Raw genomic sequence first — 24,067 nt, forward strand, 5'->3', positions numbered from 1 at the left:
TCGACGATCCCGGGGGCCTAGACCGTCTCGGCGCGCTTCTGCCGCGCGGGCTCGGCGGGGTCGGAGGGTCCGTTCCAGATCGAGACGATGCCCCAGACGACGGCCGCGATCGGCACGGCCAGCACGGCGCCGACGATGCCGGCGAGGACGGTGCCCACGGTCAGGGCGATCAGGACGATCAGCGGGTGCAGCTTCAGCGAGCGCGCCATCACGACCGGCTGGAGGAAGTTGCCCTCGAGCTGGTTGACCCCGATGACGACCAGGATCACGATCAGCGCGGCGACCGGGCCGTTGGCGACCAGGGCGACGAGAGCGGCGAGGATGCCGGCGGCCGTGGCTCCGACGATCGGGATGAACGCGGTGAGGAAGACGATGACGGCCAGCGGGATCGCCAGCGGCACCTGGATGATCGCCAGCGCGACGCCGATGCCGATCGCGTCGACCGCCGCGACGGTCGCCGTTCCGCGGACGTAGCCGCCCAGCACGTCGACCGTCTTGTGCCCGACGCGCTTGGCGCGCTCGTAGCCCGAGCCGGTGAAGGGGCGCAGGAGGAACTCCCAGATCTTCGGGCCGTCCTTCATGAAGAAGAAGAGCACCACGATCATCAGCACGAGGCCGGTGATGAAGTTCGCCGCTGCGGAGACGCCCGCGAGCGCGCCGTTGCCGAACGAGCTGGAGGTGAGGAAGTCGACGACCGACTGGCGGGCGGACTCGATCTGCTCGTCGGTGATCTGGAACGGCAGGTGCTGCACGTAGTCCTGCAGCGAGGTGATGCCGTCGGAGGCGCTGCTGACCAGCTCGTCCCACTGGTTGCGGACCGCGACCGTGATCAGCCATCCGACCGCGCCGAGGACCGCGAGCAGCCCGATCAGCGCCAGCCAGGTCGCGAGGATCGACGGCACGCCCTTGCGCCGCATCCACGCCAGGACCGGGTGGATCGCCGCGGCGAGGATGAGCGCGATCATCACGGGGATGAGCACCAGCGTGAGCTGCGTCATCGCGAAGACGAGCACCGAGGCCAGCAGGAGGACGATGACCACCTGGAGGCAGCGGGTGGCGAACCGGCCGAGGCCGTCGCTCCAGACCCGCCGCTGCGGATCGGGTGCGCTCGGCTGCGGCGCTGCGGCGCTGGTCGAGGAGTCGTTGCGGTCGAAGAAGCCCATGGAGGGACGGTATCGGCTCGGGCCGACCTGCCGTCCCTCCTTGACACCCCGCCCGCGCCGCGGCGATGCGGGGGTCAGAGACCGGCGGGCTTCTCCGGCGTGCGCAGCCAGGTGTCGAAGAAGTCCGCCAGGTCGGAGCCGGAGACGTTCTCGGCCAGGGCCTGGAAGTCGGCGGTCGTCGCGTTCGAGTAGCGGTTCTCGGAGGCCCAGCGCTTCAGCAGCACGCCGAACGCGTCCGCGCCGATCCGGTCGCGGAGGGCGACGAGGGTCAGGCCGCCGCGGGCGTAGACGGGCGCGTCGAAGAGGCCCGCGGCTCCGGGGTCGGCGACGGCGGTCGACCAGAACGGGTCGTCGGCGGGAGCGGCGGCGACCCGGGCGGCGGACTCGGTGACGCTCGCGCCGCCGGTGTGCTCCTCCCAGAGCCACTCGGCGTAGGTCGCGAAGCCCTCGTTCAGCCAGATGTCGGACCAGGTCTCCGGAGTGACGCTGTCGCCGTACCACTGGTGCGCGGTCTCGTGCGCGACGGTCGACTCGTCCGCGCCGCCGGAGTAGAACGAGCGGCCCTGGGTCTCGAGGGCGTAGCCGATCCGCTCGTCGTCGACCACGGCTCCGGCCGAGCGGAACGGGTACGGGCCGAAGACGGAGGAGAAGTAGTCGATGATCGCGCCCTGCTTCGCGAGCGCCGCCTCGGTGCGGGCGCGGGTGTCGCCGGTGATGTCCCGGTCGATCGCGTCGATGGTCGTCACGCCGCCCTGGGTGGAGCGGACCAGGTCGTAGTCGCCGATGTTCACCATGGCGAGGTAGCTCGCCATCGGGCTGGTCTCGACCCAGCGGGAGGTCGTCCACCCCTTCGACGTGGTGGGGGAGCCGACCGGCAGGCCGTTCGCGACCACCGTCCGGCCCTCCGGGACCGTGATGCTGAAGGTGTAGCGCGCCTTGTCGGCTGGCGAGTCGTTGACGGGGTACCAGGTCGAGGCGCCGTCCGGCTCGCTGGCGACCAGGGCGCCGTCGTCCGTCGACCACCAGCCGAAGGGGGCCCCGGTGCCGTCGACGGGGTTCCCGGTGGTCCCGGCGTAGTCGATGCTCACCAGCGCGGGCAGGCCCTTCCGGAGGGTCCGGGCGGGCGTGACGGTCAGCTCGTCCCCCGACTGCGAGAACCGGGCGACCCCGGCGTTGACGGTGACCTTCGAGACGGTGAGGCCGGTCAGGTCGAAGGAGAGCGAGCGCAGGTCCTTCTGGGGCGCGAAGGTGACCACGGCTCTGCCGCCGAGGGCCCGGGTCGTCGGATCGTACTTCAGGACGAGGCTGTAGGTGAGGGCGTCGAAGCCGCTGCTGCCGAGGCCGGGGAAGTAGGGATCGCCGGCGCTGGTGCCCCCGTCGACGGCGCCCGCGCGGGCGGCGGGGGAGGCGATGGCGGCGGGTGCGAGGAGGAGGGAGGAGGCCACGAGCGCGCTGAGCGCGGCTGACGCACGGAATGTCATGTCCGCACGCTAGCGGGCGGGCGTTTCGTGCGCGTGTCGGCACCGTGCCGAGGAGAAGCCCCGTCGATCGACGGACGGGCGATCACGTTCCTGGCGGGGCGAGTCAGCTGCGGAATCCGTCGCGGTCACGGAGCATCGCACGGTGGAATTACCCATTCGAGCCGCCGGAGCCCCGCGGATCGTTGCGGCGGCGACGGATTCCGCACTACAGTCGCCGTGTTCATGCAGGTGCATGGGGTGCGGTACCCGAAGCCGCACTGCACCGCCCTGCTCGGAGCAGACGCCTCCGCCGGGAGGGATGACGATCCTCTCTCCCGGCGGGAGGCGGACCGGGCGGATCCGCCCGGCCGCCGCCGGCGCTACGCCGGGACGCGCACCGTCAGCCCGCCGGGCTCGATCCAGGTGCGGAACGCCGAGGTCGAGCCGAACGGATCGCCGTCGAGCTCGATCTCCTGCGCGTGCTCGAGGCGGACCGTGAGGTCGCGGCCCTTCACGTACCGCAGGGCCGATACCTCCTTGGTCAGGCCCATCAGCTTCTTGCCGACGACGCCGCTGCGGCGGAGCACGCCGTTCTCCCACACCACCTTGAAGATGATCTGCACCCAGCCGAAGAAGCCCTCGGGGCGCAGCAGGACGATGTCGAACTCGCCGTCGTCGACGGCCGCGTCCGGCAGCAGGAGGATGTTCGCCGGCAGGGCGCCGCAGTTGCCCACGATGATCGTGTGCGCGCGCACCTTGCGGGTCTTCGAGCCGTCGAGGCGGTAGCGGAACTCGAGCTGGTTCTTGTCGAGCAGGGCCTTCCGCAGCGCGTCCACGTAGGCGAGCCAGCCGGCCCGCTTCTTGAGGTCGTCGTCGGTGTTGGCGAGCATCTTCGCGTCGATCCCGAGGCCCGCCATCACGACGTAGGCGTGGCGGTCGCGGCCCGTGGAGGTCTCGATGTCGATCATCCCGACGTCGATCGCCCGGTCCTGTCCGGAGAACGCGACGGTCAGGGAGTTGTCGATGTCGTCGAGCGTGAGGTTCAGATTGCGGGCGAGCAGGTTGCCGGTGCCGGAGGGCAGCAGCGAGAGCGAGGCGTCGGAGCCGCGGAGGGCCTCCGCCACGACGCGGACCGTCCCGTCGCCGCCGGCCGCGATCACGACGTCGGCGCCCGCGGCGAGGGCCTCCTTCGTCTGACCGGCTCCGGGGTCCTCGACGGAGGTCTCGTACCAGAGCGTCTCCTCCCAGCCGGCGGCCTCCTCGGCGCGCTTCACAGCGGCCTTCACGGACTCCAGGTCGACCTTGACGGGGTTGTAGACGAGGGCGGCGCGGCGGCGCTCAGGCATCGTCGCGGCTCTCGTCGAGCTCGTCGCCGTTCTCGTCGACACGGCCCGGACGCACGGCGGCGTCCTCGCGGATGTCGATGCGGGTGTCGCCGGCCTCGGTGGTGGAGACCTCGATGCGCGGGGCCGCGTCGGCCTCCGTCGCCTTCGGGGCGCTGGTCAGCTGGTCGTAGCGGTCGTCCGCGCTCTGGTCGGTCATGCCTGGACGGTAGCAGCGGGCGATCCGCGCCCGCGCGGGCTTGCGTCAGCGGCTGCGTGCCGCCTGAAGACCCCAGAGCACGAGCGGGATCTGGAGCGGGAGGCGCAGCAGCGTGATCACCCGGGTCCGAGGCCGACGGGCGTCCCGCGCCATCTGCACGTTGCCGGGGAGGACGGCGGCCATCAGGGCGGCGGAGGCGAGACCGCCGGCCGCGCGGGTCCGCGGGTGCAGCGTCGCGGCCGCGCAGACCAGCTCCGCCGCTCCCGAGACGAGGACCCATCCGCGCGCCGAGCCGGGCATCCCTCGCGGGACCACCGCGTCGAAGGTCCGCGGGTGCACCAGGTGGACGACTCCCGAGACCGCCATCGCCGACACGAGCACGAGCGGGCCCGCGCCCAGGCCGCTCATCGGCCCTCCGCCCCGCGCTCGAGCGGAGCGACGTGGTCGAGGATCCGGCGCCACTCGCGCACCAGCGCCAGCCGGCCGGCTCCGTCGACCGTCACGGTGCGCGCCCGCGCGAGGCGGCCGCGGTACCAGCGGCCGTCCTCGGCGCTCGCCACCGGGTCCGCGTCGCCGTGGACCAGGAGCGTCTCGGCGGTCACCCGGTCGAGGTCGTCGGCCCAGGAGCCGTCGCGGAGGGCCGCGAGGTCGGTCGCGGCGCCGCTCGGGCCCTGCCGCCAGCCCTCGGCGAGCATCCGCTCCAGCCGGTTGCGCAGTCCGCCGTGGGTAGTGAGCACCGGGTCGTCGGAGTCGATCCCGAGCGCGTCCAGGCCCGGCTGCGTCTGCGGGAGGGCGGCGGCGATCGCGTCGGCGTCCTCCCCGCGGAGGGTCTCGCGCCGCTCCCACGCGCTGGTGGGGTGCACGATCACGCCGGCCTGCGGGGGCGCGGGGGTGCCGACCAGCGCGAGGCGGTCCACGAGGTCGGGGTGCCGGGCCGCGAGCGAGAGCGCGAACGCGCCGCCGGAGCCCCAGCCGACCACGCCGACGCTGCCGAAGCGGGCGCCCTCGACCATGCGGGCGGTGCGCTCGGAGCGGCGCAGGTACTCGGCGAGGTCGTCCGCGCGGTCCTCGACGCGGCCGTGAGCGGCGTCGACCGGGTCCGAGGCGCCGTAGCCGGGGCGGTCGAGGATCAGCAGGTGCAGGCCCCAGGGGCCGGTGACAGTGGGGTCGGGGTCGAAGCCGCCAGCTCCGGGAGTGGGGTGGCAGAACACCACCAGCCGGTCGGCGACGGGATCGCCCGCCGCCGAGACGCCCATCCCGCGGCCGGACCGCAGCTCGAAACGGTGGTTCGCCATGTCGCCTCCCGGGTGCGCCGAGGGTCGGCGCGTCGCCCCCAGTCAAGCGGAGACGGCGGCCCGCGCGCTGGGCCTTGTGCCGGAGCGGGAGCAGTCGGACGCGTCCGGAGCGGGCGTGCTCGCGATCGCCTTCGTCGCCGAGCGCGGCGACCTCCCGCCCCTCGTCGTCGAGTCGATGGACGGGCTCCTCGCGCTCGTCTCGGGACTGCGCCGGTAACCCCTGCCCCCGCGGAGGTCGACCCCCGTGGCAGGCGGCCGGCGGCCGCCCAGCGTGCTGGGAGCGGGTCGGCACCGGCTCCGTTCCGTGCTGCCGCGGATGATCGAGCAGGGGCGGGGCAGCGTGATCACCACCTCCTCCGTCGCCGGGCTCGACGGCGCCCCGGGCCTCAGCCCCTCCGTCGCCTCGAAGCGCGAGGTCGCCGGGCTCACCAGGAGCGCGGCCCTCGAGCTCGCGGGCACCGGCGTCCGGGTCGACTCGGTCCACCCGTCGCCCGTGAACACGCGGATGATGCGCTCGATCGAGGCGGGAGCCGTCGACGCCGGCGCACCGTCCGTTCACCCGATGTCCACGTGACGCCGCGGAGGAGGGGAGCGAGGATGGGGGCGTGTCCCGTCGCCTCCTCCTCCCCGTCGCCGGCGTCCTCGCCGCGGCCCTCGCCGCCGGCGGGCTGACGCTCCTCGTCTGGACGATCGACGAGACGCCGTTCGCACGGCCCGACGCCGGCTTCGACCGTCTGACGAGCGAGGTCGCCGCGGTGCCCGGAGTCTCCCTCGACGGCGCCGAGCGCTGGGTCGAGGCGCCGGCGTTCGGCCCGCCGACCTCGTGGGTCGGGGTCGCGGTCGAGGAGCCGGCGCTCGCCGACGCCCTCGCGACGGCCTGCGCGACCGAGTACGCGGATCCGGTGCTGTGGTCGTTCCGGGCGACGTCCGCCGGCGGGAACGCCCTCTCCTTCGCGGGCGCGGAGGAGCCGACCGGCGCGTGCCCCGCTCCCGCTGTCGACGCCTCGGCCCTGCTCGAGCGGATCGACGGCCTCGGCCGCGGCCTGGAGCTGCACGCGTCGCTCCGCGAGGGGTCCTTCGCCCTCGACTCCTTCGAGGACGTCTCCGGCGGGCTGCCCGCGCTGCTCCCGATCGTCCGGGCGGCGGAGGACCTGCGGGACGCTGCGGGCGCGGAGCGGGGCGCCCCGGTCGAGATCTCCGGTCCCTGGGCCGCGATCACCGTCGGTCCCGGCGAGCAGGAGCGGATTGCCGCGCTGCTCACGACCCTCGTCGAGGAGCACGGCGTCACCGCCTACTGGGCGACCGAGGACGGCCTGCGGATCGTCGCGCCCGACGGCGGGCACGCCGCGATCGAGGCCGCCGTGCGCGGCTCCGGGCTGCCGGTGGCCGACCGGCCCCTGCGGTTCGAGGCCGACGAGTCCTGACGCCGGGCGGCCGTCACGCGCGCCAGGCCGCCAGCTCCTCCGGAGTCGCCAGGACGCGGTGGGTCGGCGAGAGTTCGTGGACGCTCCCGGCCGAGTAGTCGATCCCGAGCGCGACCGGGTCGTACGGCTCGGAGGGGGCGCGGCGGCGCATCGCGCGCGGGTCCGCCGAGAGCACGGCGCGCAGCAGCGAGCGGGTGTAGGGGTGCACGGGGCCGGAGAAGATCTCGGCGGTCGTGCCCGTCTCGACCAGGTGGCCCTTGTGCATGACGCCGATCCGGTCGGAGATGTACTTCACCATCGCGAGGTCGTGGGCGATGAAGAGGTACGCGGTGCCGAGCTCCTCCTGGAGCGCGCGCATCAGATTCACGACCTGCGCCTGGATCGAGACGTCGAGCGCCGAGACGCACTCGTCCGCGATCACGAGGTCGGGCTGCATCACGAGCGCGCGGGCGATGCCGATGCGCTGCCGCTGGCCGCCCGAGAACTGGTGCGGGTAGCGGTCGGCGTGGGAGCGGTCGAGGCCGACCTTCTCGAGGATCGCGTAGACCTTCTCGTCGCGCTCGGCCGCCGAGGAGTACCGGCGCTGGGTGGTGAGTCCCTGCGCGACGATGTCGAAGACGGTCTTGCGCGGATTGAGGCTCGACATCGGGTTCTGGAAGATCATCTGGATGCTGGATCGCAGGTGGTCGCGCTGGGCGGCGTCGAGCCGGCCGCTGATCGTGCGGCCCGCGAGCACCACCTGGCCGTCGGTCGGGTCGATCAGCCGGATGATCGAGCGGCCGATCGTGGACTTGCCGCTGCCGGACTCGCCGACCAGCCCGAAGGTCTCGCCGCGCCGGATCTCGAAGTCGACGCCGCCGATCGCGGTCACGTGGTGCCGCCGGCCCAGCCGGAACACCTGGGTGAGGCCGCGCACCGAGAGCAGGGCGGGCGCGGAGTCGGGCGTCGGAGCGAGTGCGGTCACGGGGTCGGTCCTTCACTGGGGGCGAGCATGGCGTCGATCTTGGCGCGCAGCGGCGCCGGCATCTCGACCGGGGGAGCGGAGGGGTGGCAGAGCCACGAGGCGACCCGGTGCCCGCCGCCGACGTCGAAGAGGGGCGGCTCCTCGACGAAGTCGATCTCGAGCGCGAACGGGTTCCTCGGAGCGAAGGGGTCTCCCGGCGCGCGGTTCACCAGGCTCGCCGGGCTGCCGGGGATGGCGAACAGCTCGGGGGAGTCGGTGGTCAGGTCCGGCATCGCCGAGAGCAGGCCCCAGGTGTAGGGGTGCCGCGGGTCGTAGAAGACCTGCTCGGCGGTGCCCTGCTCGATGATCCGTCCGGCGTACATCACGCTGACGTGGTCGGCGACGGTCGCGACGACGCCGAGGTCGTGGGTGATGAAGATCACCGAGAGCCCGCGGTCCGCCTGCAGGCGCTTCAGCAGCTCGAGGATCCGCAGCTGGATCGTCACGTCGAGCGCGGTCGTCGGCTCGTCGCAGATCAGCACGTCCGGGTTGCACGACAGCGCGATGGCGATGTTGACCCGCTGGCACATGCCTCCGGAGAGCTGGTGGGGGTACTGCTTGAACCGCCGCTCCGGATCGTCGATGCCGACCTCGCCGAGCAGCTCCACGGCACGGGCGCGCGCCTCGCGACGGCCGAGCCCGAAGTGCTCCTGGATCCCCTCCATCACCTGCTTGCCGACCGACATCGTCGGGTCGAGGCAGGTCAGGGCGTCCTGGAACACCATCGCGATGCGGCGCCCGCAGATCTCGCGACGGATCGCCGACTCGGGCATCGCCGCGATGTCCTTCGCGGTCACCGTGCCGTCGTCGCTCCGGTGCGAGAACTCGATGCTGCCCGCGGTGATCCGCTGGTTGCGGGCCATCAGGCCGAGGATCGCGCGCGCCGTCACCGACTTGCCGCTGCCGGACTCGCCGACGATCGCGACCACCTCGCCCTCGTGCAGGTCGAAGCCCAGTCCGCGGATCGCCTCGACGCTGCCGCCCTCGTTGTCGAACGAGATCGCCAGATCTCGCACCGACAGAAGGACCCTGCCGCGCTCCGGTCCGGCCGTGTCCTGACGGGTCGTGCCCGTGCTGCTCTCGGTCATGTCAGTGGCCTCTCGAGTGGGACAGTCGCGGATCGGTGGCCTCTTTCAACCCGTCGGCGACGAGCGTGAACGCCACCATGAGCAGGCCCAGCACGACCACGGGGACGATCACGAGGAACGGATAGGAGAGGAACGACTTGTAGCCGACGCTGACGAGCGAGCCGAGCGAGGCCATCGGCGCCTGGACGCCCAGGCCCACGAACGACAGGTACGACTCGGTGAAGATCGCCGACGGGATCGAGAACATGCTCATCGTCACGATCGGGCCGATGATGTTCGGGAGGATCTCGACGAACACGATCCGGCTGTCCCGCGCTCCGAGGGTGCGCGAGGCGAGCACGTACTCCTCCGTCTTCTGGCGCAGCGCCTGCGCGCGGCTGACGCGGCTCATCGCGAGCCAGTTGCTCAGCAGGAGGCCGAAGACGATGGCGCCGATGCCCGGCCCGACGGCGACCACGAAGAGCGTCACGATCACCAGCTGCGGGATGCCGGAGAGCACCTCGACCACGCGCTGCATCGCCGAGTCGGTGCGACCGCCGAAGTAGCCCGAGACCAGGCCGTAGGTCATGCCGATGACCACGTCGATCGCGAAGGCGATCACGGCGATCAGGAGCGAGACGCGGGTGCCGCTCCAGACCCGCGACCACACGTCGCGGCCCAGCTCGTCGGTGCCGAAGAGGAAGTAGGTGCCGGGCGGCAGGCCCGCCGCGGCGTACGCGTCCTGGCCGTCGCGGGTGCCGTCGAGGATCCCGAGGCCCTCGAGCAGCGGCACGCGCGGCGGGAGGAAGCGCGAGCCGACGTCCGCTCCTCCTCCGGCTGCGGGGAAGAAGGGGACCACCAGGCTCAGCACGACGATGACCACCAGCAGCACCAGGCCGACCATCGCCGGCCAGTTGCCGCGGAAGCGCCGGGCGATGTCGCGGCCGCCGCCGCGGATGATGCGGGTGGAGGTGGTCGGCGGCCCGGCGGGCCGGTTGCCCGGCGAGACGAGGCGCAGGCCCTCGGGCGGGACGCCGGCGTCGAGGCCGGCCGTGGGGGAGACGCGGTCGCTCATGCTGCCTGTCCTGCCAGTCGGATGCGGGGGTCGATCAGTCCGTAGAGCACGTCGACGAGCAGCATCACGAGGATGTAGATGATGCTGTAGACGAGGCTGATCGCGATGACGATGTTGTAGTCGACGTTCTGGATCGCCGTGAGCAGCAGCTGGCCCAGGCCCGGCGCTCCGAAGATCTGCTCGATGACGACGGAGCCGGTGATCAGGCCGATCAGCAGCGGCGAGAGCACCGTGATGATCGAGACCAGGGTGTTGCGCAGCGCGTGCCGGCCGATCACCTTGGAGGGGCCGATGCCCTTCGCCTTCGCCAGGAGGATGTAGTCGCTCTCGAGGCAGTCGAGCATCTCGGAGCGGGCGTAGCGGGCGGTCACCGCCATCACGTAGGCGGCGAGCGAGATCGTCGGCAGCACGCTCGAGGTGAAGGGGTCCGACTCGGAGTACCGGATCGGCAGCAGCTTCCACTCGAAGCCGACGAAGTAGACCAGCAGCAGCGCGATGACGAACGACGGGACGCTGAAGGCGATCACCGAGACGAACGTCGAGAGGTTGTCGAACCAGCCGCGCGGGCGGATCGCCGAGACGATGCCGATCAGCAGGCCCAGCACCACGCCGAGGACGAGGGCCTGCAGGCCGATGCGGATCGTGACGGGCAGGCGGCTGCCGAGCATCTCCGAGACGGGGAAGTCCGGGATGAGGTTGTACGAGATGCCGAAGTCGCCGCGGGCGAGGTTCACCAGGTAGGTGCCCAGCCGCAGCAGCACCGGCTCGTCGAGCCCGTACTTCTGCGTGAGGAGCGCCTTCTGCACCGCGTCGAGCTTCTCGCTGTTGAAGGGCGAACCCGGGAGCAGCTGCAGCAGCGCGAACATCACGATCGCGATCGCGACGATCGTGAAGACCGAGGTGAGCAGCCGGGTGGCGACGTACTTCGTCACCGGCTCGACCCCTCGGCGAGCACGGCGCGCTCGCCGTCCTCGGGGATGCCGGCCCAGGAGCGGGCGTGGAACTGGGTCAGCCCCACGCGCACCAGGGCGCGGCGGGCGAGGGAGTCGATGATCTCCTCCACCGAGGCGGGCCGCGTGTAGAAGGCGGGGACCGGCGGCGCGATGATGCCGCCCGAGCGGGCCACCGCGTCCATCGCGGCGAGGTGGCCGCGGTGCAGCGGCGACTCCCGCACCATCAGGAGCGTCGGCACGCCCTCCTTCAGGCAGACGTCGGCCGCCCGCGTGATCAGGTTGTCGGCGAGGCCGTACGCGATGCCGCTCAGGGTCTTGATCGTGCAGGGCGCGATCACCATCGCCGTGGCGGGCGTGGACCCCGACGCGATGGAGGCGCCGATGTGCGCGGGCCGGTGGGCCGTGTCGGCGAGCGCCTCCACCTGCTTCTGGGTGAGGCCGCACTCCTGGTCGAGCGTCATCGCGCCCGCCTTCGAGACGATGACGTCGCTGCGCAGCCCCGGATCCATCCGCAGCAGCTCGAGGATGCGGACACCGATCCCGACTCCGGAGGCGCCGGTGATGGCGACGATCACGCGGCCGGGGGGCTCCTGGCGGGTGCGGTTCATGCGAGGCCTTCCTTGTCGAGGGTGAGCACGGACTGCGCGAGCGCGTGCACGCCCACCGCGATGTCCGTGATCCCGGTGTACTCCTCCGGGCAGTGGCTGCGCCCGTCCTGCGAGGGGATGAAGATCATGCCGATGGGTCCCAGTCTCGCCATCTGCACCCCGTCGTGCCCGGCTCCGCTGTAGAGGCGGGCGGCGGGGTGGCCGAGGCGCTCGATGGAGCGGCCGATGCCGTCCGCGAGGCGGGGGTCGATGGCCGTCGGGCGCTCCCAGGGCAGCCACGTCACCTCGTGGCCGAGGCCGCGCGCCGCCGCCTCGGAGGCCGCGGCCTCCGCGATCTGCTCGCGGGCGACGGTGAACCAGCCGGGGTCGGGGCTGCGGAACTCCGCGGTGACCAGGGCGCTCTCGGTGACGACGCTGGTCGCCTCCGGGGTGAAGGTGACGGAGCCGACGGTGCCGACCGCCTCCGCGGCCCGGGAGGCGATGCGCTCGACCGCGAGGACCACGCCGGCCGCGGCGCAGCCGGCGTCGTGCCGCAGCGCCATCGGCATGGTGCCCGCATGGTCGCGGCGGCCCGAGAAGAGGGTGCGGAACCGCGAGATGCCCGCGATCGAGGTGACGACTCCGAGCGGCAGCCCCTCACGCTCGAGGACCGGGCCCTGCTCGATGTGCAGCTCGAGGAAGCCGAGCACTTCGTCGGGGCTCCAGCGGGTGCCCGAGAGCGGGTCGGACCATCCGGCGGCCTCCAGGGCGGCGCCGAGGGTGCGCCCGGTGTCGTCGGTCGCCGAGAGGTGCTCGCCCGTGAGGGAGCCGGCCAGCGCGCGGCTGCCCAGGCAGGAGAGCTCGAAGCGGTTGGCCTCCTCGTTGTAGAAGTCGACGACGCGCAGGTCGTGGTGGAGCCGGATCCCCGACTCCTGCAGCAGGCGCGCCACCTCGATCGCGCCCAGCACGCCCACGACGCCGTCGTAGCGCCCGCCGCCGTCCACCGTGTCCGTGTGCGAGCCGATCACGATCGCGCGGCGGGCGGCTCCCGTGCCGGCGAGGGTGCCGATCACGTTGCCGATTCCGTCGATCCGGACCTCCAGGCCCGCGGAGCGCATCCGCTCGGCGACCCAGTGGCGGGAGTCGGTGTCGACCTCGGTCATCGCCACGCGGCTCCAGCCGGGGCGAGAGGAGTCGACGAGGCCGGCGATCTCGTCGAGGTCGAGGGCCAGCCGGCCGGCGTCGGGGAAGCGCACGTCGGGGGTCATCGCGGGTCCTCCCCGTCGTCGGCCAGGGAGCCGTGCACGACGACGGCGGGGCGGAGGGCGACTCCGTCGGCGACGAGGGCGTCGCGCACGCGGCGGAGGACGTCCCCGGGCGGGACGGCCAGCTCGGCGCCGAGGGCGCGGTCGCCCATCTTGCGGGTCGCGTCCATCCCGACCTTCGTCACGGTGCCGCCGACCTGCATCGGCACGTTGCGGTCGGTGGCGACCCCGTCGACCAGCATCAGGTCGCGGTCCCACCGCATCCGGCTCGTCCGGGCCCAGTGCACGTGCTCCATGTCCCAGGCGTCCACGTCGGAGTCGACGACGGTGACCTGCTTGACCATGCTGACGGCCGCGAACGCGCCGAACATCACGCGCTTGGCGGTGCCCGGACGGCCGTTCGCGATCGCGACCACCACGTCGACCCGGCCGCCGCCGGAGTGCGTGACCGCCACGTCGACGATGTCGCAGCCGACGTTCCGCAGCGCGTGCCGGATGCCGGCGGCGATGGGCAGCGCCGCGATGTAGCTGTGCTCCGAGGAGAGGCCGGGCAGGATCACCTGGACCTCGGGGGACTCGCGGCGGGTCACGGCGGTGACCTCGAGGGTGATCCCGTCGCCGTAGTCCTCGTACATGCCGTGGTACTCGTTCACGAGGCCCTCGTGCACCGGCCGGTCGGCGTGCAGGATCCCCTCGATCACGATCTCCGCGTCGGCGGGGACGAGCACGTCGCTCGTCGTGGCCCGCGCGACCCGCACCTCCTCGCCGAGCAGGTGGGCGGCGTGCTCCAGCTCGTCGTCGCCCAGGGCGAGGTAGCAGCAGGCGGCGAGTTGCACGGCCGGGTGCGCGCCGAGGACCACGGCGACGGGGAGCCCGCCGACGGCCGCGGCCGAGCGCGAGAGCGCGGTGAGGTGGTGGTTCGGCGCGATCCCGACGAAGCCGGTGGTCGCGTCGAGCGGCTTGATCCGCGCGTAGGAGGCGTTGCGGTGCCCGGTCACCGGGTCGAACGCCACGATGAGCCCGGCGGTGAGGTAGCCGCCGGAGTCCTTCTCGAACCAGACCGGAGCGATGACCTCCTCCCACACGGACGCGGCGGGCAGGCGCACGGCCTGCACCGGAGCGTCCTCGACCACGCGCACCGGGGTGCGGTCGGCGACCGCGGCGGTGAGCCGGTCGAGCAGCTCGTCGACCCGGCAGCCGACGGCGCGGGCGATCCGCTCGCGGCTGGAGAGCACGTTGCCGACGACCGGGTGGGCCGAGCCGGCGACCGAGGTCAGGCGCACGGCCGGGCCGCGGTCCAGCAGCGCGAGCACGCTCGCCAGCTCGAAGCGGGCGTCGACGGTGCGCTCGACGGTGACGAGCTCGTCGGCGGGCAGCGCGTCGACGAAGGCGCGGAGGGACTGCTCTCCCATCAGGCGGCCCTCGCGACGAAGCGTCCGTCGCCCGGCTCCGCGAGCAGGCCCTCGGCCCGGCTGAAGACGGGGGTGCCGCGGACGACGGTGGTCTCGAGGCGGCCGGGGAAGGACATCCCGGCGTAGGGGCTCCAGGTGGCGGTCGAGAGCATCGGGGTGTCGTCGATCACGGTCGTGCCGGACGGGTCGACGACGGCGAAGTCCGCGTCCAGGCCCGCCTCGATCGCGCCCTTGCGGTGCCCGAGGCCGAATGCGCGGGCGGGGTTCGTCGCGAGGACCTCGGCGGCGCGCAGCAGCGAGAGGCGGCCGCCGAGGTAGCCGGCGCCGATCACGATCGGCAGCAGGGTCTGCACGCCGGGCGCTCCGGAGGCGTTGTCGAAGATCACGTCGGCGCTCTTCTTCGCCAGCGGCCACGGCGCGTGGTCGGAGGTCACCAGGCCGATCCGGCCGTCGGCGAGCGCCTCCCACATCCCGCGGGCGTGCTCGGCGGTGCGCAGCGGCGGGTTGATCTTGCCGAGGGCGCCGAGCCGCTCCATGTCGTCCTCGGTGAGGACGAGGTAGTGCGGGCAGGTCTCCAGCGTCGCGTCGAGCCCGCGGGCGGCGCTCGCCGTCACGAGCTCGACGGTGCCGGGGAGGCTCGCGTGGAAGATGTGGAAGGGCACACCGGCCGCCGAGGCGAGCTCGAGCCCGAGCGCCACCGAGGAGGTCTCGGACACGGGCGGGCGGCTGCGGACGTGGTCGAGGGGGGCAGTGCGGCCCGCGGCTTTCGCCGCCGCGACGAGCGCGCCGATGATCTCGCCGTCCTCCGCGTGCACGCCGACGCGGACGCCGCGCTCGGCCATGATCGCGAAGGCCTCGAGCAGCTGGTCGGAGGGGATGCGGGGGAAGCGGATCGGGTCGGTCTCGAACAGCGAGACCTTGAATCCGCAGACGCCCTCGTCGATCATCCCGGCCACGTCCCGCGCGCCGTCCCCGGGGCGGACCGTGCCGTGCAGGGCGACGTCGACGACGGCCTCGCGCTCGAGGCGCTGGCGCTTGGCGACGACGGCGGCGGCCGTGTTCACCGTGCTGCCCGCGTCGTAGGGCATGTCGAGGATCGTGGTCACCCCGCCCGCGGCGGCGGCCGAGGTCGCGCCGGTGAACGTCTCGGCCGGCTCCGAGAAGGCGTGGACGTGCGCGTCGACCGCGCCGGGCAGGACGAGCATCCCCGCGCCGCCGATCACGACCGAGGCCTCCGTGAGGGCGCGCGCCGCTTCGCGTCCGCCGAGCACGGCGGCGATGCGGCCGTCCTCGACGACCACCGCCCCGTCCTCGATCACGGCGCCCGGCGTGACGACGCGGCCGTGGACGACCGTCCCGCCCGCGGTCACCGCACGGCTCCGATGCGCGCCTCGACGGCGGTGAGGACGGTGCCGAGCACGACCATCGCCTGCGCGTTGATCATCTGCTCCGACTGGTAGATGTCCTCGCGGGTCATCGGCACGATCGAGCGGACCGCCTCGTAGGCGGCCGTGCTGCCCTCGCCGAGCGCCCGGTCCTCCAGGTGCGGCGACGCGAGGTCGATGCCCTGGGTGGCGAGGATGAACTCCACTCCGAGGATCACCTGCGTGTTGTGGATGATGCTGCGCGCCTTCCGCGAGGAGAAGGTGCACATCGAGACGTGGTCCTCCTGGTTCGCCTTCGTCGGGATCGAGTCGACGACGGAGGGGAAGCACAGCACCTTGTTCTCGGAGGCGATGGCGGCCGCCGCGCAGTGCACGATCGAGAAGCCCGTGTTGAGGCCGAGCTGGCCGCCGACGAGGTTGAGCGGCAGGCCGTAGCTGAGGTTGGGGTCGGTGAGGCGGAACGAGCGGCGCTCCGAGATGGCGCCGATCTCGGCGACCGCGATCGCGATGAGGTCGGCCGCGACGCCGATCGGCTCGCCGTGGAAGTTGCCGCCGGAGAGGACGTCGTAGCCGCCCTCGCCGTCCGGGAGCACCAGCGGGTTGTCGGTCGCGGCGTTGGCCTCGCGCACCAGCAGCGTCTGCGCGAACAGGAGCGACTCGCGGGTCGTGCCGTGCACCTGCGGCGCGCAGCGCAGCGAGTAGGCGTCCTGCACGCGCGGCTTGTAGACGCCGCCGACGCGCTGCTCGTCCGGGAGGCGGAGGCGGCGCGCCTCCTCGACGGTGCGCTCGCTGCCCGCGGTGAGGGCGCGGACGTTCGCGGCCACGTCGACCTGGCCGGGGGCGTTGCGGGCGAGGTGGATGCGCTCGTCGAACGCGTCGAGCTCGCCGCGGATCGCCTCGAGCGAGAGCGAGAGGGCCACGTCCGCCTGGCGGGTGAGGCTCCACGCGTCGTGCAGGGCGAGGCAGGCGGTGGCGAGCGAGATGGTGGAGCCGTTGATCAGGGCGAGGACGTCCTTGGGCTTGAGCTCGAACTCGGTGGCGAGTCCGGCCGCAGTGAGGGCCTCGACGGCGGGCATCCGCACGCCGCGGTGGTAGGCCTCGGCCTTCTCGTGGCCGACCATCACGCTGACCATGTGCGCGAGGGGGGCGAGGTCGCCCGAGGCGCCGACCGAGCCCTGGCCCGGGATGACCGGGAGGACGTCGGCGTTGAGCATCGCGATCAGGCGGTCGATGCACTCGATCCGCACGCCCGACATGCCCTTGGCGATCGCGTTGGTGCGCAGCAGCAGCAGCGCGCGGGTCTCGTCGAGGGGGAGCGGCTCGCCGACTCCGGCGGAGTGGGAGTTGATGACCAGGCGCTGGAAGCGGGCCTGGTCCTCGGCGGGGACGCGGACGTCCATCAGCCGGCCGAGCCCGGTGTTGATGCCGTAGATGGCGGGGGCGTCGGGGGCGAGGAAGTGCTCGTCGACGTAGGCGCGGGCCTCGTTCGTGACCCGGCGGGCCTCGTCGCTGAGGACGACCTCGGGGAACGTGCCGTCCGAGAGCCCGCGGGCGACGAGCGCGATGTCCTCGATCGTGAGCGTGAAGCCGTCGATCTCGACGAAGTCGGGCTGAGAGGAGCCGATCGTAGCGGTTCCGCTCGTCTGTGCCAGTTCAGTCATGGGAGTGAGTCTCTTTCGTTGATCCGGCTTCGGAGCCTCGGTCGTTCGGTGGTAGTGGCTTAAGTCTGCATAGAACGCGATTGAGTGGCAAGTCAGCCGAACAGAAGCGCCGATGCGACGCTGCTGCCGAAGCGGATTCGGCTGCGTGCGGCAGTGAGGGCTCTCGGCCGAACGATGTTCGGCGCCGCGCCCCTCGCGCCCCGCGCACGACGAAGGGCCGCCCGCCGCGCTCGAGGCGCGGGCGGACGGCCCTGCAGAGGTGCGGTCGCGCTCAGCCGGCCGGGGCCGCGTGCACGGTCCGAGGGTCGTTGAACGACTGGACTCGGCCCGAGAACTCCGACTCGAGGTCGAGCAGCTCCTGCGCGGCGAAGAACGCCATGCCGCTGTGGCCCGGGTACTCCTCCGGCATCAGCTCGTTCGAGTAGGTGTTGCCCATCTCGGCGAGGTTCGCCCGGCCGGCCTCGATCATCCCGGCCATGGACGCCTTCATCGTGAAGTGCATCGTGACCAGCTGGAAGCCCAGCTCCGCCAGCTGCGCGAACGACATCTGCTCGAGGCCGCGCTTGGCGTTGATGTCGGCGAACATCTTCAGCCCCGGCACCCGGCGGGCCACCTCGGCGGCGTCCGCGAGGGTCGTGACGTTGACCACGACCGTCGCGTGCGCTCCGAGGGCGACGCAGTCGATCATCCGCTGGATGCCCTCCTCCAGATTCGCGCTGCCGTAGTTGCTGCGCGCGATCACCATGCAGTCGGTGCCCTCGACGGCGCGGACGGCGGCCCGCACCTTCGCGTAGTACTCCTCGCGGGGGATCATGTTGTCGGCCGAGACGTCCCGGGCGTAGCCGGGCTCGAACTCGTCCTCCATCAGCACCGCCATCGCGCCGGCCTTGGCCACCCGCCTGCAGGTCTCGTAGACCTGCAGGGGACTGGCGCCGAAGCCGTCCTCGATGTCGACCGCGAGCGGCAGCGGCGACATGTCGACGATCCGCTCCACCGCCCAGAGGAGCTCCTCCAGCGAGAGCAGTCCGAGGTCGGGGATGCCCTTCATCGACATCGACACCTCCGATCCGCTCAGCAGCATCGCCTCGAAGCCGGCCAGCTCGACCGCTCGGGCGGAGGAGCAGTCGAAGACGCAGGGGGCCAGGACGCTCCCGGACTCCATCAGCTCGCGCAGGGTCCTCGTCGCGGTCATCGTGCCGTCTCCTCTCGGGGGGTGGTGCGCATCAGTCGTCCTTCGTGACGAGGCGGTAGTTCCAGGTCAGGCTCACGTTGCGGACCTCCATGCCCTGCACGGCGGGGTTGATCAGCATCGCGATGCCGTTCTGCACGGTCGGGATCACCGCCACGTCGCCCATCAGGATGTCCTCCGCGTCGTGCAGGCTCTGCCAGCGCGCCTCCGGCTGGGAGAGCATGTCGGCGGTGCGGGCCGCGGCGATGATCGAGTCGTACTCCGGGTTCGCATAGCCGCCGAAGTCGCGGGCGGAGGTGGAGGACAGCAGCTCCAGGAACGCCATCGGATCCTTGTAGTCGGGGCCCCAGCGGAAGAGGTAGAGGTCGAAGTCGCCGGCCGTGGCCTGCTCGTTCGCCGTCGCCTTGGGCTGGCTGGTGAGCTCGATGCTCAGACCTGGCAGGTTCGCCTCCCACTGCGAGGCGACGTACTCGGCCTGCGCGATCGAGGCCTCGTCGTCCCAGTACGAGAGCTTGAGGCTCACCGAGTCGGTGCCCAGGGCGGCGAGGCCCTTCGTCCAGGCGGCCTGCGCCGCGTCGAGGTCGTAGGCGAGGTAGCTGCCGCCCGTGTCGCGGAACTGCTTCCCGTCGGGTCCGACCGCCAGGTTCTGCCCGACGAAGTAGTCGGCGGGCTGGGCGCCGTTCTTCAGCACCTCGTCGGCGAGCGCCTCCTTGTCGAAGGAGGTGGCCAGCGCGGTGCGGATGTCCTCGTTCGCGAGCGCCGGGTTCTGGAGGTTGGGGTAGAAGTACCACATGTGCACCTCGAGCGCCGTGGTCAGCTCGGGGGAGTCGGTGTAGCGGTCGATCAGGCTTCCGGAGATCTCGGTGAAGTCGAGGTCGCCGCTCTCCTGGAGGAGCGCCGCGGTCTGCGAGTCCTTCACCACCTGCCACTTGATCGCATCCAGGTCGATGCCGGAGGCGTTCCAGTAGTCGGCGTTCCTGGCGACCGAGAAGTTGTTCGCGAAGTCCCAGGAGTCCCAGACGAAGGGCCCGTTGTAGATCGTCGTCTCGGGGGTCTGGCCGTAGGTGTCGCCCACGCTCTCCAGGTAGGCCTGGTTCACCGGGAGGAACGCCGGCCGCACCAGCAGCGCCTGGAAGTAGGGCACGTCCGCGGCGAGCTGCACCTGCAGGGTCTTGTCGTCGAGCGCCGTGACGCCGAGCTGGGTGTAGTCCATCCCCTCGTTGACGATCTCGTTCGCGTTCCTGATGCCGGCGGCGACCGCCTCGTTGCTGTTCGGGGCCGCGGTGGCCGGGTTCACCAGGCGCTTCCACGAGTACTCGAAGTCCTGCGCGGTGACCGGCGTCCCGTTGCTCCACGACGCGTCGCGGATCGTGAAGGTGTAGGTCAGGCCGTCGTCGGACTTCTCGACGCTCTCGGCCATCAGCGGGTCGATCTGGCCGTCGGCGTCGAGCGTGTAGAGGCCGTCGAAGACGGCGGTGAGCACCTCGTTCGACATGCCGTCGTTCACCTTGTGCGGATCGACGGCCTGCAGGGGGAGCAGCTTGCCGACGGTGAGGACGTGGGAGGACGTGCCGGCCTGACTCGACGACGTCGAGTCGGTGCCGCAGGCGGACAGCAGGCCGACGGCCGCGGTCATCGCGACCGCCGCCATCAGGAGCTTCGGGAGCCGTTTCATGGGAGGAGGTACCCCTTCGTGTGTGGTGCATCGGGAGACTCGGGGGAGTCGGGAGGGTGCGGCGTCATCGAGGGGACTGGCGCATGCGTTCGGTGATCTCGCAGAAAGTCTGCACGTCGATGCCCGTCGAGGCAAACGTTCTGTATCCTGTACAGCGATTCCCACTCTGGCCGCACAGAAGCGGCTCACGCCCGCGAAAGGTGTCTCCCTTGCCGAACATAATTAGGCCGGTCCGGCTCGACGAGGTCGACCGCGCGATCATCAACGTCCTGGTGCAGGACGGGCGCATCCCGAACAAGGAGCTGGCCGACCGGATCGGCCTCGCGCCCTCCTCCTCGCTGGCCCGGGTGCGGGCGCTGATCGAGAGCGGAGTCATCTCGGGCTTCCACGCCGAGGTCGACGCGCGCCTGCTCGGCAAGGGCATCCGCGCGATCCTCCGCGTCCAGCTGCGCGAGCACTCGCGGGCCGAGAACGCCCGCTTCGCCGAGGCGATGTCGAAGCTGCCCCAGGTGGTGAACCTGTGGCTGGTCGCGGGCGAGGACGACTACCTGATCGAGGTGGTCGCCGCGAGCCCCGACGAGCTGAGCGACTTCGTCCTCGACTGCGTCACCTCCGATCCGGTGGTCGCCGACACCTACACGACCCTGGTGTTCTCCCGCTGGCGCGGCGTCGGGCCGATCCCCACCGACGACGACGCGTGAGCGCCGAGCGCCTCCGCCGGCTCCTCGAGGGCGAGGTGCTGCTCGACACGCACAACGACCTGCTCTGCGGGCTGCGGCGCTACGAGGGGTACCGCGTCGAGGGCTTCGACCGGCCCCGCCCGGAGTTCCACACCGACCTGCCGCGGCTGCGCGCGGGAGGCGTCTCGGCGCAGGTCTGGTCGGTCTTCGTCTCGGCGCTGCAGAGCGAGGGCGACGCGGTGGCCGCGACGCTGGAGCAGATCGACGCCGCGTACCGGTTCGCCGCCGCCCACCCGCGCGACCTGCGCATCGTGACCACGGTGCGGGAGGCGGAGCAGGCGGTCGCCTCCGGCCGGATCGCCTCCTTCCTCGGGATCGAGGGCGGCCACTCCGTCGCCTCCTCCCTCGGCGTGCTCCGGATGCTCGCCCGGCTGGGCGTGCGGACGATGACGCTCACGCACAACAGCTCCCTCGACTGGGCGGAGGCCGCCACCGGCACCCCGGTCGAGGGCGGGCTCACGGCGGACGGGGTGGCCGTCGTCCACGAGCTGAACCGGCTCGGCGTCGTCGTCGACCTCTCGCACACCTCCGAGCGCACCCAGCTCGCCGCGCTCGCCGCCACCTCCGCTCCCGTCCTCTACTCCCACTCCGGAGTCGCGGACGTCGCCGCGCATCCGCGCAACGTCTCCGCCCGGGCCCTCGCGGCGCTCGCCGCGAACGGAGGAGTGCTGCAGATCGCCTTCGTCGCGCAGTTCGTCTCGCGCGCCTTCGCCGACTGGTCGGCCGAGGCCGACGCCGCCCGCGCCGCGCTCGGGCTCACCACGTCGATGCCCTGGCCCCGCGCCCCCCGCCCCGCCGAGGCGCCCGAGGACGCCGCGCGGGCGAACCGGGCCGCGTTCCCGGTGGCCGACCCCGCCGCGCTCGCCGCCTTCGAGCAGTGGCGCCGCGCGCATCCGGCGCCGCTCGTCACCGTCGCGCAGGTCGCCGACCACGTCGACGCCGCCCGCGAGGCCGTCGGGTCCCGGCACGTCGGCCTCGGCAGCGACTTCGACGGCGTCGCCGACCTGCCCGAGGGGCTCGGCGACGTCTCGGGCTACCCGCGCCTGCTGGCCGAGCTGGCCGACCGCGGCTGGAGCGACGCGGAGCTGCTCGACCTCGCCGGACGCAACACCCTGCGCGTGCTCCGCGCGGCGGAGGAGGCCGCCGAGACCCCGGAGGACGCGCGCGCCTGAGCGCCTGCGAGGCCCGGATCCCGCCTCCTGGACCCGCGACCCAGGGAACGCTGGCAGGATGTACGGGACGGTCGGTGCGCGAAAGCGCGCCGCACGGACGGCACCGCCCGCTGAGAGCGGCCCCGCCCGGCCCCGTCCCGCACACCTCCACCCGCTCCCGACAGCGCTCACAGCGCCGGAGCGACACATCACCGCGGCCCGACCGGGCGCGCGGTCGGACCCTGCGCCGCGCGCCCGCGTCCAGCCACTCCCTCCCGGAAGAACCGCATGAGAAACGCCAGAACCGCCAAGCCCGCCCGCCACCACCTCGAGCTCCCCAAGCCCAAGCCCCTCGAGAAGGGCGCCATGCGGATCACTCCGCTCGGCGGCCTCGGCGAGATCGGCCGCAACATGACCGTCTTCGAGCACAAGGGCAAGCTGCTCATCGTCGACTGCGGCGTCCTCTTCCCCGAGGAGAACCAGCCCGGCATCGACGTGATCCTCCCCGACTTCGCCGCGATCCGCTCGCGCCTGAAGGACATCGAGGCCATCGTCCTCACCCACGGCCACGAGGACCACATCGGCGGCGTGCCGTACCTCCTCAAGGAGCGCGGCGACATCCCGATCATCGCCTCGACCTTCACCCTCGCGCTGATCAGCGCGAAGCTGCAGGAGCACCGCATCACCCCGCGCACGCGTCCGGTGAAGGAGGGCGACCGGATCGACGCCGGCGTCTTCGACCTCGAGTTCCTCGCCGTGAACCACTCCATCCCGGACGGGCTCGCCGTCGCGATCCGCACCGAGGCCGGCCTCGTGCTGCACACGGGCGACTTCAAGATGGACCAGTTCCCGCTCGACGGGCGCACCACCGACCTCCCCGGCTTCGCGCGCCTCGGCGACGAGGGAGTCGACCTGTTCCTGGTCGACTCCACGAACGCCGACGTCCCCGGCTTCGCGATCTCGGAGGGCGACCTCGCCCCCGCGATCGACCAGGTGTTCCGCACCGCGCCGCGCCGCATCGTCGTGTCCAGCTTCGCGAGCCACGTGCACCGCATCCAGCAGGTCCTCGACGCCGCGCAGCGCCACGGCCGCAAGGTCGCCTTCGTCGGCCGCTCGATGGTCCGCAACATGGGCATCGCCGCCGACCTGGGCTACCTCAAGATCCCGGCCGGCCTCGTCGTCGACATGAAGGTGCTCGAGAAGCTCCCCGCGACCGAGATCGTGATGATCTGCACCGGTTCGCAGGGCGAGCCGATGGCGGCGCTCTCGCGCATGGCCAACAAGGACCACATCATCGACATCGGCCCCGGCGACACCGTGCTGCTGGCCAGCTCGCTGATCCCCGGCAACGAGAACGCGATCTACCGGATCATCAACGCCTTCACCCGCTGGGGCGCCACGGTCGTGCACAAGGGCAACGCCAAGGTGCATGTCTCGGGCCACGCCAGCGCGGGCGAGCTCGCCTACTGCTACAACATCCTGCGCCCCACCGCGGTGCTCCCCGTGCACGGCGAGTGGCGCCACCTCACCGCGAACGCGGCGATCGCGACCCGCACCGGGATCGACGAGAAGGACGTCTTCGTCATCGAGGACGGCGTCTCGATCGACCTGGTGAAGGGCCGCTCGCGCATCAGCGGGCGCATCCCGGCCGACCAGATCCTGGTCGACGGCACCACGATGGGCGTCGCCACCGAGGACGCGATGAACGACCGCATCGTCCTCGCCGAGGAGGGGGCCATCACGGTCCTCGCCATCGCCGACCTCGACCGCGGCACGCTCGGCGAGCCGGTCGAGTTCTTCACCCGCGGCTTCGTCGAGGAGCCGGGCTGGAAGGCCAACGCGAGCAAGGCGATCGACGACGCCGTCCTGCAGGCCGCGGGCAAGCCGGTCGAGCTCGAGGCCATGGAGGCGCTGATCACGCGCACCCTCGGCCGCTGGCTGACCCGCCGCCACCGCCGGAACCCTGTCATCACCACCATCGTCGTCGAGGAGTAGGCGCCTTCCACGCCGGCCTCCGCCT

General features: G+C 72.2%; 23 protein-coding genes. 6 read left to right on the top strand and 17 right to left on the bottom strand.

Annotated elements, in window-relative coordinates; all coding sequences use genetic code 11:
* Positions 1-17: 17 nt before the first annotated feature.
* The 6 genes from C5D36_RS03905 to C5D36_RS03930 all read right to left on the bottom strand — a co-directional run bounded on the left by C5D36_RS03905 (position 18) and on the right by C5D36_RS03930 (position 5,460).
* Positions 18-1,163: an AI-2E family transporter gene (locus C5D36_RS03905; protein WP_104233055.1), complete on the bottom strand. Its 1,146-nt coding sequence runs from the start codon at positions 1,161-1,163 to the stop codon at positions 18-20.
* A gap of 74 nt (positions 1,164-1,237) precedes the next feature.
* On the bottom strand, positions 1,238-2,644 hold the full coding sequence (locus C5D36_RS03910; protein WP_104295229.1) for a M1 family metallopeptidase: 1,407 nt from the start codon (positions 2,642-2,644) through the stop codon (positions 1,238-1,240).
* Positions 2,645-3,003: 359 nt separating this feature from the next.
* Entirely contained in the window at positions 3,004-3,969 is a 966-nt protein-coding gene (locus C5D36_RS03915; protein WP_104295230.1) for a diacylglycerol kinase family protein, read from the bottom strand.
* Complete coding sequence (locus C5D36_RS03920) at positions 3,962-4,165, bottom strand: multidrug transporter (protein WP_104292681.1); 204 nt, start codon at positions 4,163-4,165, stop codon at positions 3,962-3,964. The genes C5D36_RS03915 and C5D36_RS03920 overlap by 8 nt, the downstream gene beginning before the upstream one ends.
* Positions 4,166-4,210: 45 nt before the next feature.
* Positions 4,211-4,573: a hypothetical protein gene (locus C5D36_RS03925; RefSeq protein WP_181068405.1), complete on the bottom strand. Its 363-nt coding sequence runs from the start codon at positions 4,571-4,573 to the stop codon at positions 4,211-4,213.
* Positions 4,570-5,460 carry an alpha/beta fold hydrolase gene (locus C5D36_RS03930; RefSeq protein ID WP_104295231.1) on the bottom strand — a complete coding sequence of 297 codons (891 nt, stop codon included), beginning with the start codon at positions 5,458-5,460 and terminating at the stop codon, positions 4,570-4,572. Before C5D36_RS03930 ends, C5D36_RS03925 begins: the two co-directional genes overlap by 4 nt.
* Between C5D36_RS03930 and C5D36_RS16505 the strand changes: the two genes are divergently transcribed.
* The 3 genes from C5D36_RS16505 (at position 5,459) to C5D36_RS03940 (ending at position 6,884) form a co-directional block, all read left to right on the top strand.
* Positions 5,459-5,677, top strand: coding sequence for a hypothetical protein (locus C5D36_RS16505; RefSeq protein WP_146083688.1), 219 nt, complete (start codon positions 5,459-5,461; stop codon positions 5,675-5,677). The genes C5D36_RS03930 and C5D36_RS16505 overlap by 2 nt on opposite strands.
* Before the next feature lie 87 nt (positions 5,678-5,764).
* Positions 5,765-6,034 (top strand): SDR family oxidoreductase, encoded by a 270-nt coding sequence (locus tag C5D36_RS03935; protein WP_258062866.1) that lies wholly within the window; start codon positions 5,765-5,767, stop codon positions 6,032-6,034.
* A gap of 31 nt (positions 6,035-6,065) precedes the next feature.
* Positions 6,066-6,884, top strand: coding sequence for a hypothetical protein (locus tag C5D36_RS03940; protein WP_104295233.1), 819 nt, complete (start codon positions 6,066-6,068; stop codon positions 6,882-6,884).
* A gap of 13 nt (positions 6,885-6,897) precedes the next feature.
* Here C5D36_RS03940 and C5D36_RS03945 read toward each other — a convergent pair whose 3' ends face one another.
* The 11 genes from C5D36_RS03945 to C5D36_RS03995 form a co-directional block, all read right to left on the bottom strand.
* Positions 6,898-7,848, bottom strand: a complete 951-nt coding sequence (locus C5D36_RS03945; RefSeq protein ID WP_104249941.1) for an ABC transporter ATP-binding protein — start codon at positions 7,846-7,848, stop codon at positions 6,898-6,900.
* Complete coding sequence (locus tag C5D36_RS03950; protein WP_104249940.1) at positions 7,845-8,975, bottom strand: ABC transporter ATP-binding protein; 1,131 nt, start codon at positions 8,973-8,975, stop codon at positions 7,845-7,847. Before C5D36_RS03950 ends, C5D36_RS03945 begins: the two co-directional genes overlap by 4 nt.
* Position 8,976: 1 nt before the next feature.
* Positions 8,977-10,029: an ABC transporter permease gene (locus C5D36_RS03955; RefSeq protein WP_104238807.1), complete on the bottom strand. Its 1,053-nt coding sequence runs from the start codon at positions 10,027-10,029 to the stop codon at positions 8,977-8,979.
* Entirely contained in the window at positions 10,026-10,961 is a 936-nt protein-coding gene (locus C5D36_RS03960; RefSeq protein WP_104238808.1) for an ABC transporter permease, read from the bottom strand. The genes C5D36_RS03955 and C5D36_RS03960 overlap by 4 nt, the downstream gene beginning before the upstream one ends.
* A complete protein-coding gene (locus tag C5D36_RS03965) occupies positions 10,958-11,590 on the bottom strand; it encodes a UbiX family flavin prenyltransferase (RefSeq protein WP_104238809.1) in 633 nt (210 codons plus the stop codon). Before C5D36_RS03965 ends, C5D36_RS03960 begins: the two co-directional genes overlap by 4 nt.
* On the bottom strand, positions 11,587-12,837 hold the full coding sequence (locus C5D36_RS03970) for a M20 family metallo-hydrolase (RefSeq protein WP_104295234.1): 1,251 nt from the start codon (positions 12,835-12,837) through the stop codon (positions 11,587-11,589). The genes C5D36_RS03965 and C5D36_RS03970 overlap by 4 nt, the downstream gene beginning before the upstream one ends.
* Positions 12,834-14,246, bottom strand: coding sequence for a UbiD family decarboxylase (locus C5D36_RS03975; protein ID WP_104295235.1), 1,413 nt, complete (start codon positions 14,244-14,246; stop codon positions 12,834-12,836). Before C5D36_RS03975 ends, C5D36_RS03970 begins: the two co-directional genes overlap by 4 nt.
* A complete protein-coding gene (locus tag C5D36_RS03980) occupies positions 14,246-15,616 on the bottom strand; it encodes a dihydroorotase family protein (RefSeq protein ID WP_104295236.1) in 1,371 nt (456 codons plus the stop codon). Before C5D36_RS03980 ends, C5D36_RS03975 begins: the two co-directional genes overlap by 1 nt.
* Entirely contained in the window at positions 15,613-17,292 is a 1,680-nt protein-coding gene (hutH, locus tag C5D36_RS03985; protein WP_104238813.1) for a histidine ammonia-lyase, read from the bottom strand. Before hutH ends, C5D36_RS03980 begins: the two co-directional genes overlap by 4 nt.
* Before the next feature lie 271 nt (positions 17,293-17,563).
* Positions 17,564-18,484, bottom strand: coding sequence for an oxaloacetate decarboxylase (locus tag C5D36_RS03990; protein WP_104284021.1), 921 nt, complete (start codon positions 18,482-18,484; stop codon positions 17,564-17,566).
* Positions 18,485-18,515: 31 nt separating this feature from the next.
* Positions 18,516-20,156 (bottom strand): peptide ABC transporter substrate-binding protein, encoded by a 1,641-nt coding sequence (locus C5D36_RS03995; RefSeq protein WP_104295237.1) that lies wholly within the window; start codon positions 20,154-20,156, stop codon positions 18,516-18,518.
* 200 nt (positions 20,157-20,356) lie between these two features.
* Here C5D36_RS03995 and C5D36_RS04000 point away from each other — a divergent pair, with 200 nt between their 5' ends.
* The 3 genes from C5D36_RS04000 (at position 20,357) to C5D36_RS04010 (ending at position 24,042) form a co-directional block, all read left to right on the top strand.
* Positions 20,357-20,857, top strand: coding sequence for an Lrp/AsnC family transcriptional regulator (locus tag C5D36_RS04000; RefSeq protein WP_104238816.1), 501 nt, complete (start codon positions 20,357-20,359; stop codon positions 20,855-20,857).
* Positions 20,854-22,068: a dipeptidase gene (locus tag C5D36_RS04005; RefSeq protein WP_104295238.1), complete on the top strand. Its 1,215-nt coding sequence runs from the start codon at positions 20,854-20,856 to the stop codon at positions 22,066-22,068. The genes C5D36_RS04000 and C5D36_RS04005 overlap by 4 nt, the downstream gene beginning before the upstream one ends.
* A 267-nt stretch (positions 22,069-22,335) precedes the next feature.
* Positions 22,336-24,042 (top strand): ribonuclease J, encoded by a 1,707-nt coding sequence (locus C5D36_RS04010; protein ID WP_104222925.1) that lies wholly within the window; start codon positions 22,336-22,338, stop codon positions 24,040-24,042.
* Positions 24,043-24,067: the final 25 nt, after the last annotated feature.

It is taken from the genome of Rathayibacter sp. AY1C6 (assembly GCF_002931535.1).
Lineage (GTDB): Bacteria > Actinomycetota > Actinomycetes > Actinomycetales > Microbacteriaceae > Rathayibacter.

Excerpts from the sequence above, each read along its gene's own strand:
- C5D36_RS03905 (WP_104233055.1), bottom strand. The coding sequence starts at position 1,163 with ATGGGCTTCTTCGACCGCAACGACTCCTCGACCAGCGCCGCAGCGCCG.
- C5D36_RS03910 (WP_104295229.1), bottom strand. The coding sequence starts at position 2,644 with ATGACATTCCGTGCGTCAGCCGCGCTCAGCGCGCTCGTGGCCTCCTCC.
- C5D36_RS03915 (WP_104295230.1), bottom strand. The coding sequence starts at position 3,969 with ATGCCTGAGCGCCGCCGCGCCGCCCTCGTCTACAACCCCGTCAAGGTC.
- C5D36_RS03920 (WP_104292681.1), bottom strand. The coding sequence starts at position 4,165 with ATGACCGACCAGAGCGCGGACGACCGCTACGACCAGCTGACCAGCGCC.
- C5D36_RS03925 (WP_181068405.1), bottom strand. The coding sequence starts at position 4,573 with ATGAGCGGCCTGGGCGCGGGCCCGCTCGTGCTCGTGTCGGCGATGGCG.
- C5D36_RS16505 (WP_146083688.1), top strand. The coding sequence starts at position 5,459 with ATGTCGCCTCCCGGGTGCGCCGAGGGTCGGCGCGTCGCCCCCAGTCAA.
- C5D36_RS03930 (WP_104295231.1), bottom strand. The coding sequence starts at position 5,460 with ATGGCGAACCACCGTTTCGAGCTGCGGTCCGGCCGCGGGATGGGCGTC.
- C5D36_RS03950 (WP_104249940.1), bottom strand. The coding sequence starts at position 8,975 with ATGACCGAGAGCAGCACGGGCACGACCCGTCAGGACACGGCCGGACCG.
- C5D36_RS03955 (WP_104238807.1), bottom strand. The coding sequence starts at position 10,029 with ATGAGCGACCGCGTCTCCCCCACGGCCGGCCTCGACGCCGGCGTCCCG.
- C5D36_RS03965 (WP_104238809.1), bottom strand. The coding sequence starts at position 11,590 with ATGAACCGCACCCGCCAGGAGCCCCCCGGCCGCGTGATCGTCGCCATC.
- C5D36_RS03970 (WP_104295234.1), bottom strand. The coding sequence starts at position 12,837 with ATGACCCCCGACGTGCGCTTCCCCGACGCCGGCCGGCTGGCCCTCGAC.
- C5D36_RS03975 (WP_104295235.1), bottom strand. The coding sequence starts at position 14,246 with ATGGGAGAGCAGTCCCTCCGCGCCTTCGTCGACGCGCTGCCCGCCGAC.
- hutH (WP_104238813.1), bottom strand. The coding sequence starts at position 17,292 with ATGACTGAACTGGCACAGACGAGCGGAACCGCTACGATCGGCTCCTCT.
- C5D36_RS03990 (WP_104284021.1), bottom strand. The coding sequence starts at position 18,484 with ATGACCGCGACGAGGACCCTGCGCGAGCTGATGGAGTCCGGGAGCGTC.
- C5D36_RS03995 (WP_104295237.1), bottom strand. The coding sequence starts at position 20,156 with ATGAAACGGCTCCCGAAGCTCCTGATGGCGGCGGTCGCGATGACCGCG.
- C5D36_RS04010 (WP_104222925.1), top strand. The coding sequence starts at position 22,336 with ATGAGAAACGCCAGAACCGCCAAGCCCGCCCGCCACCACCTCGAGCTC.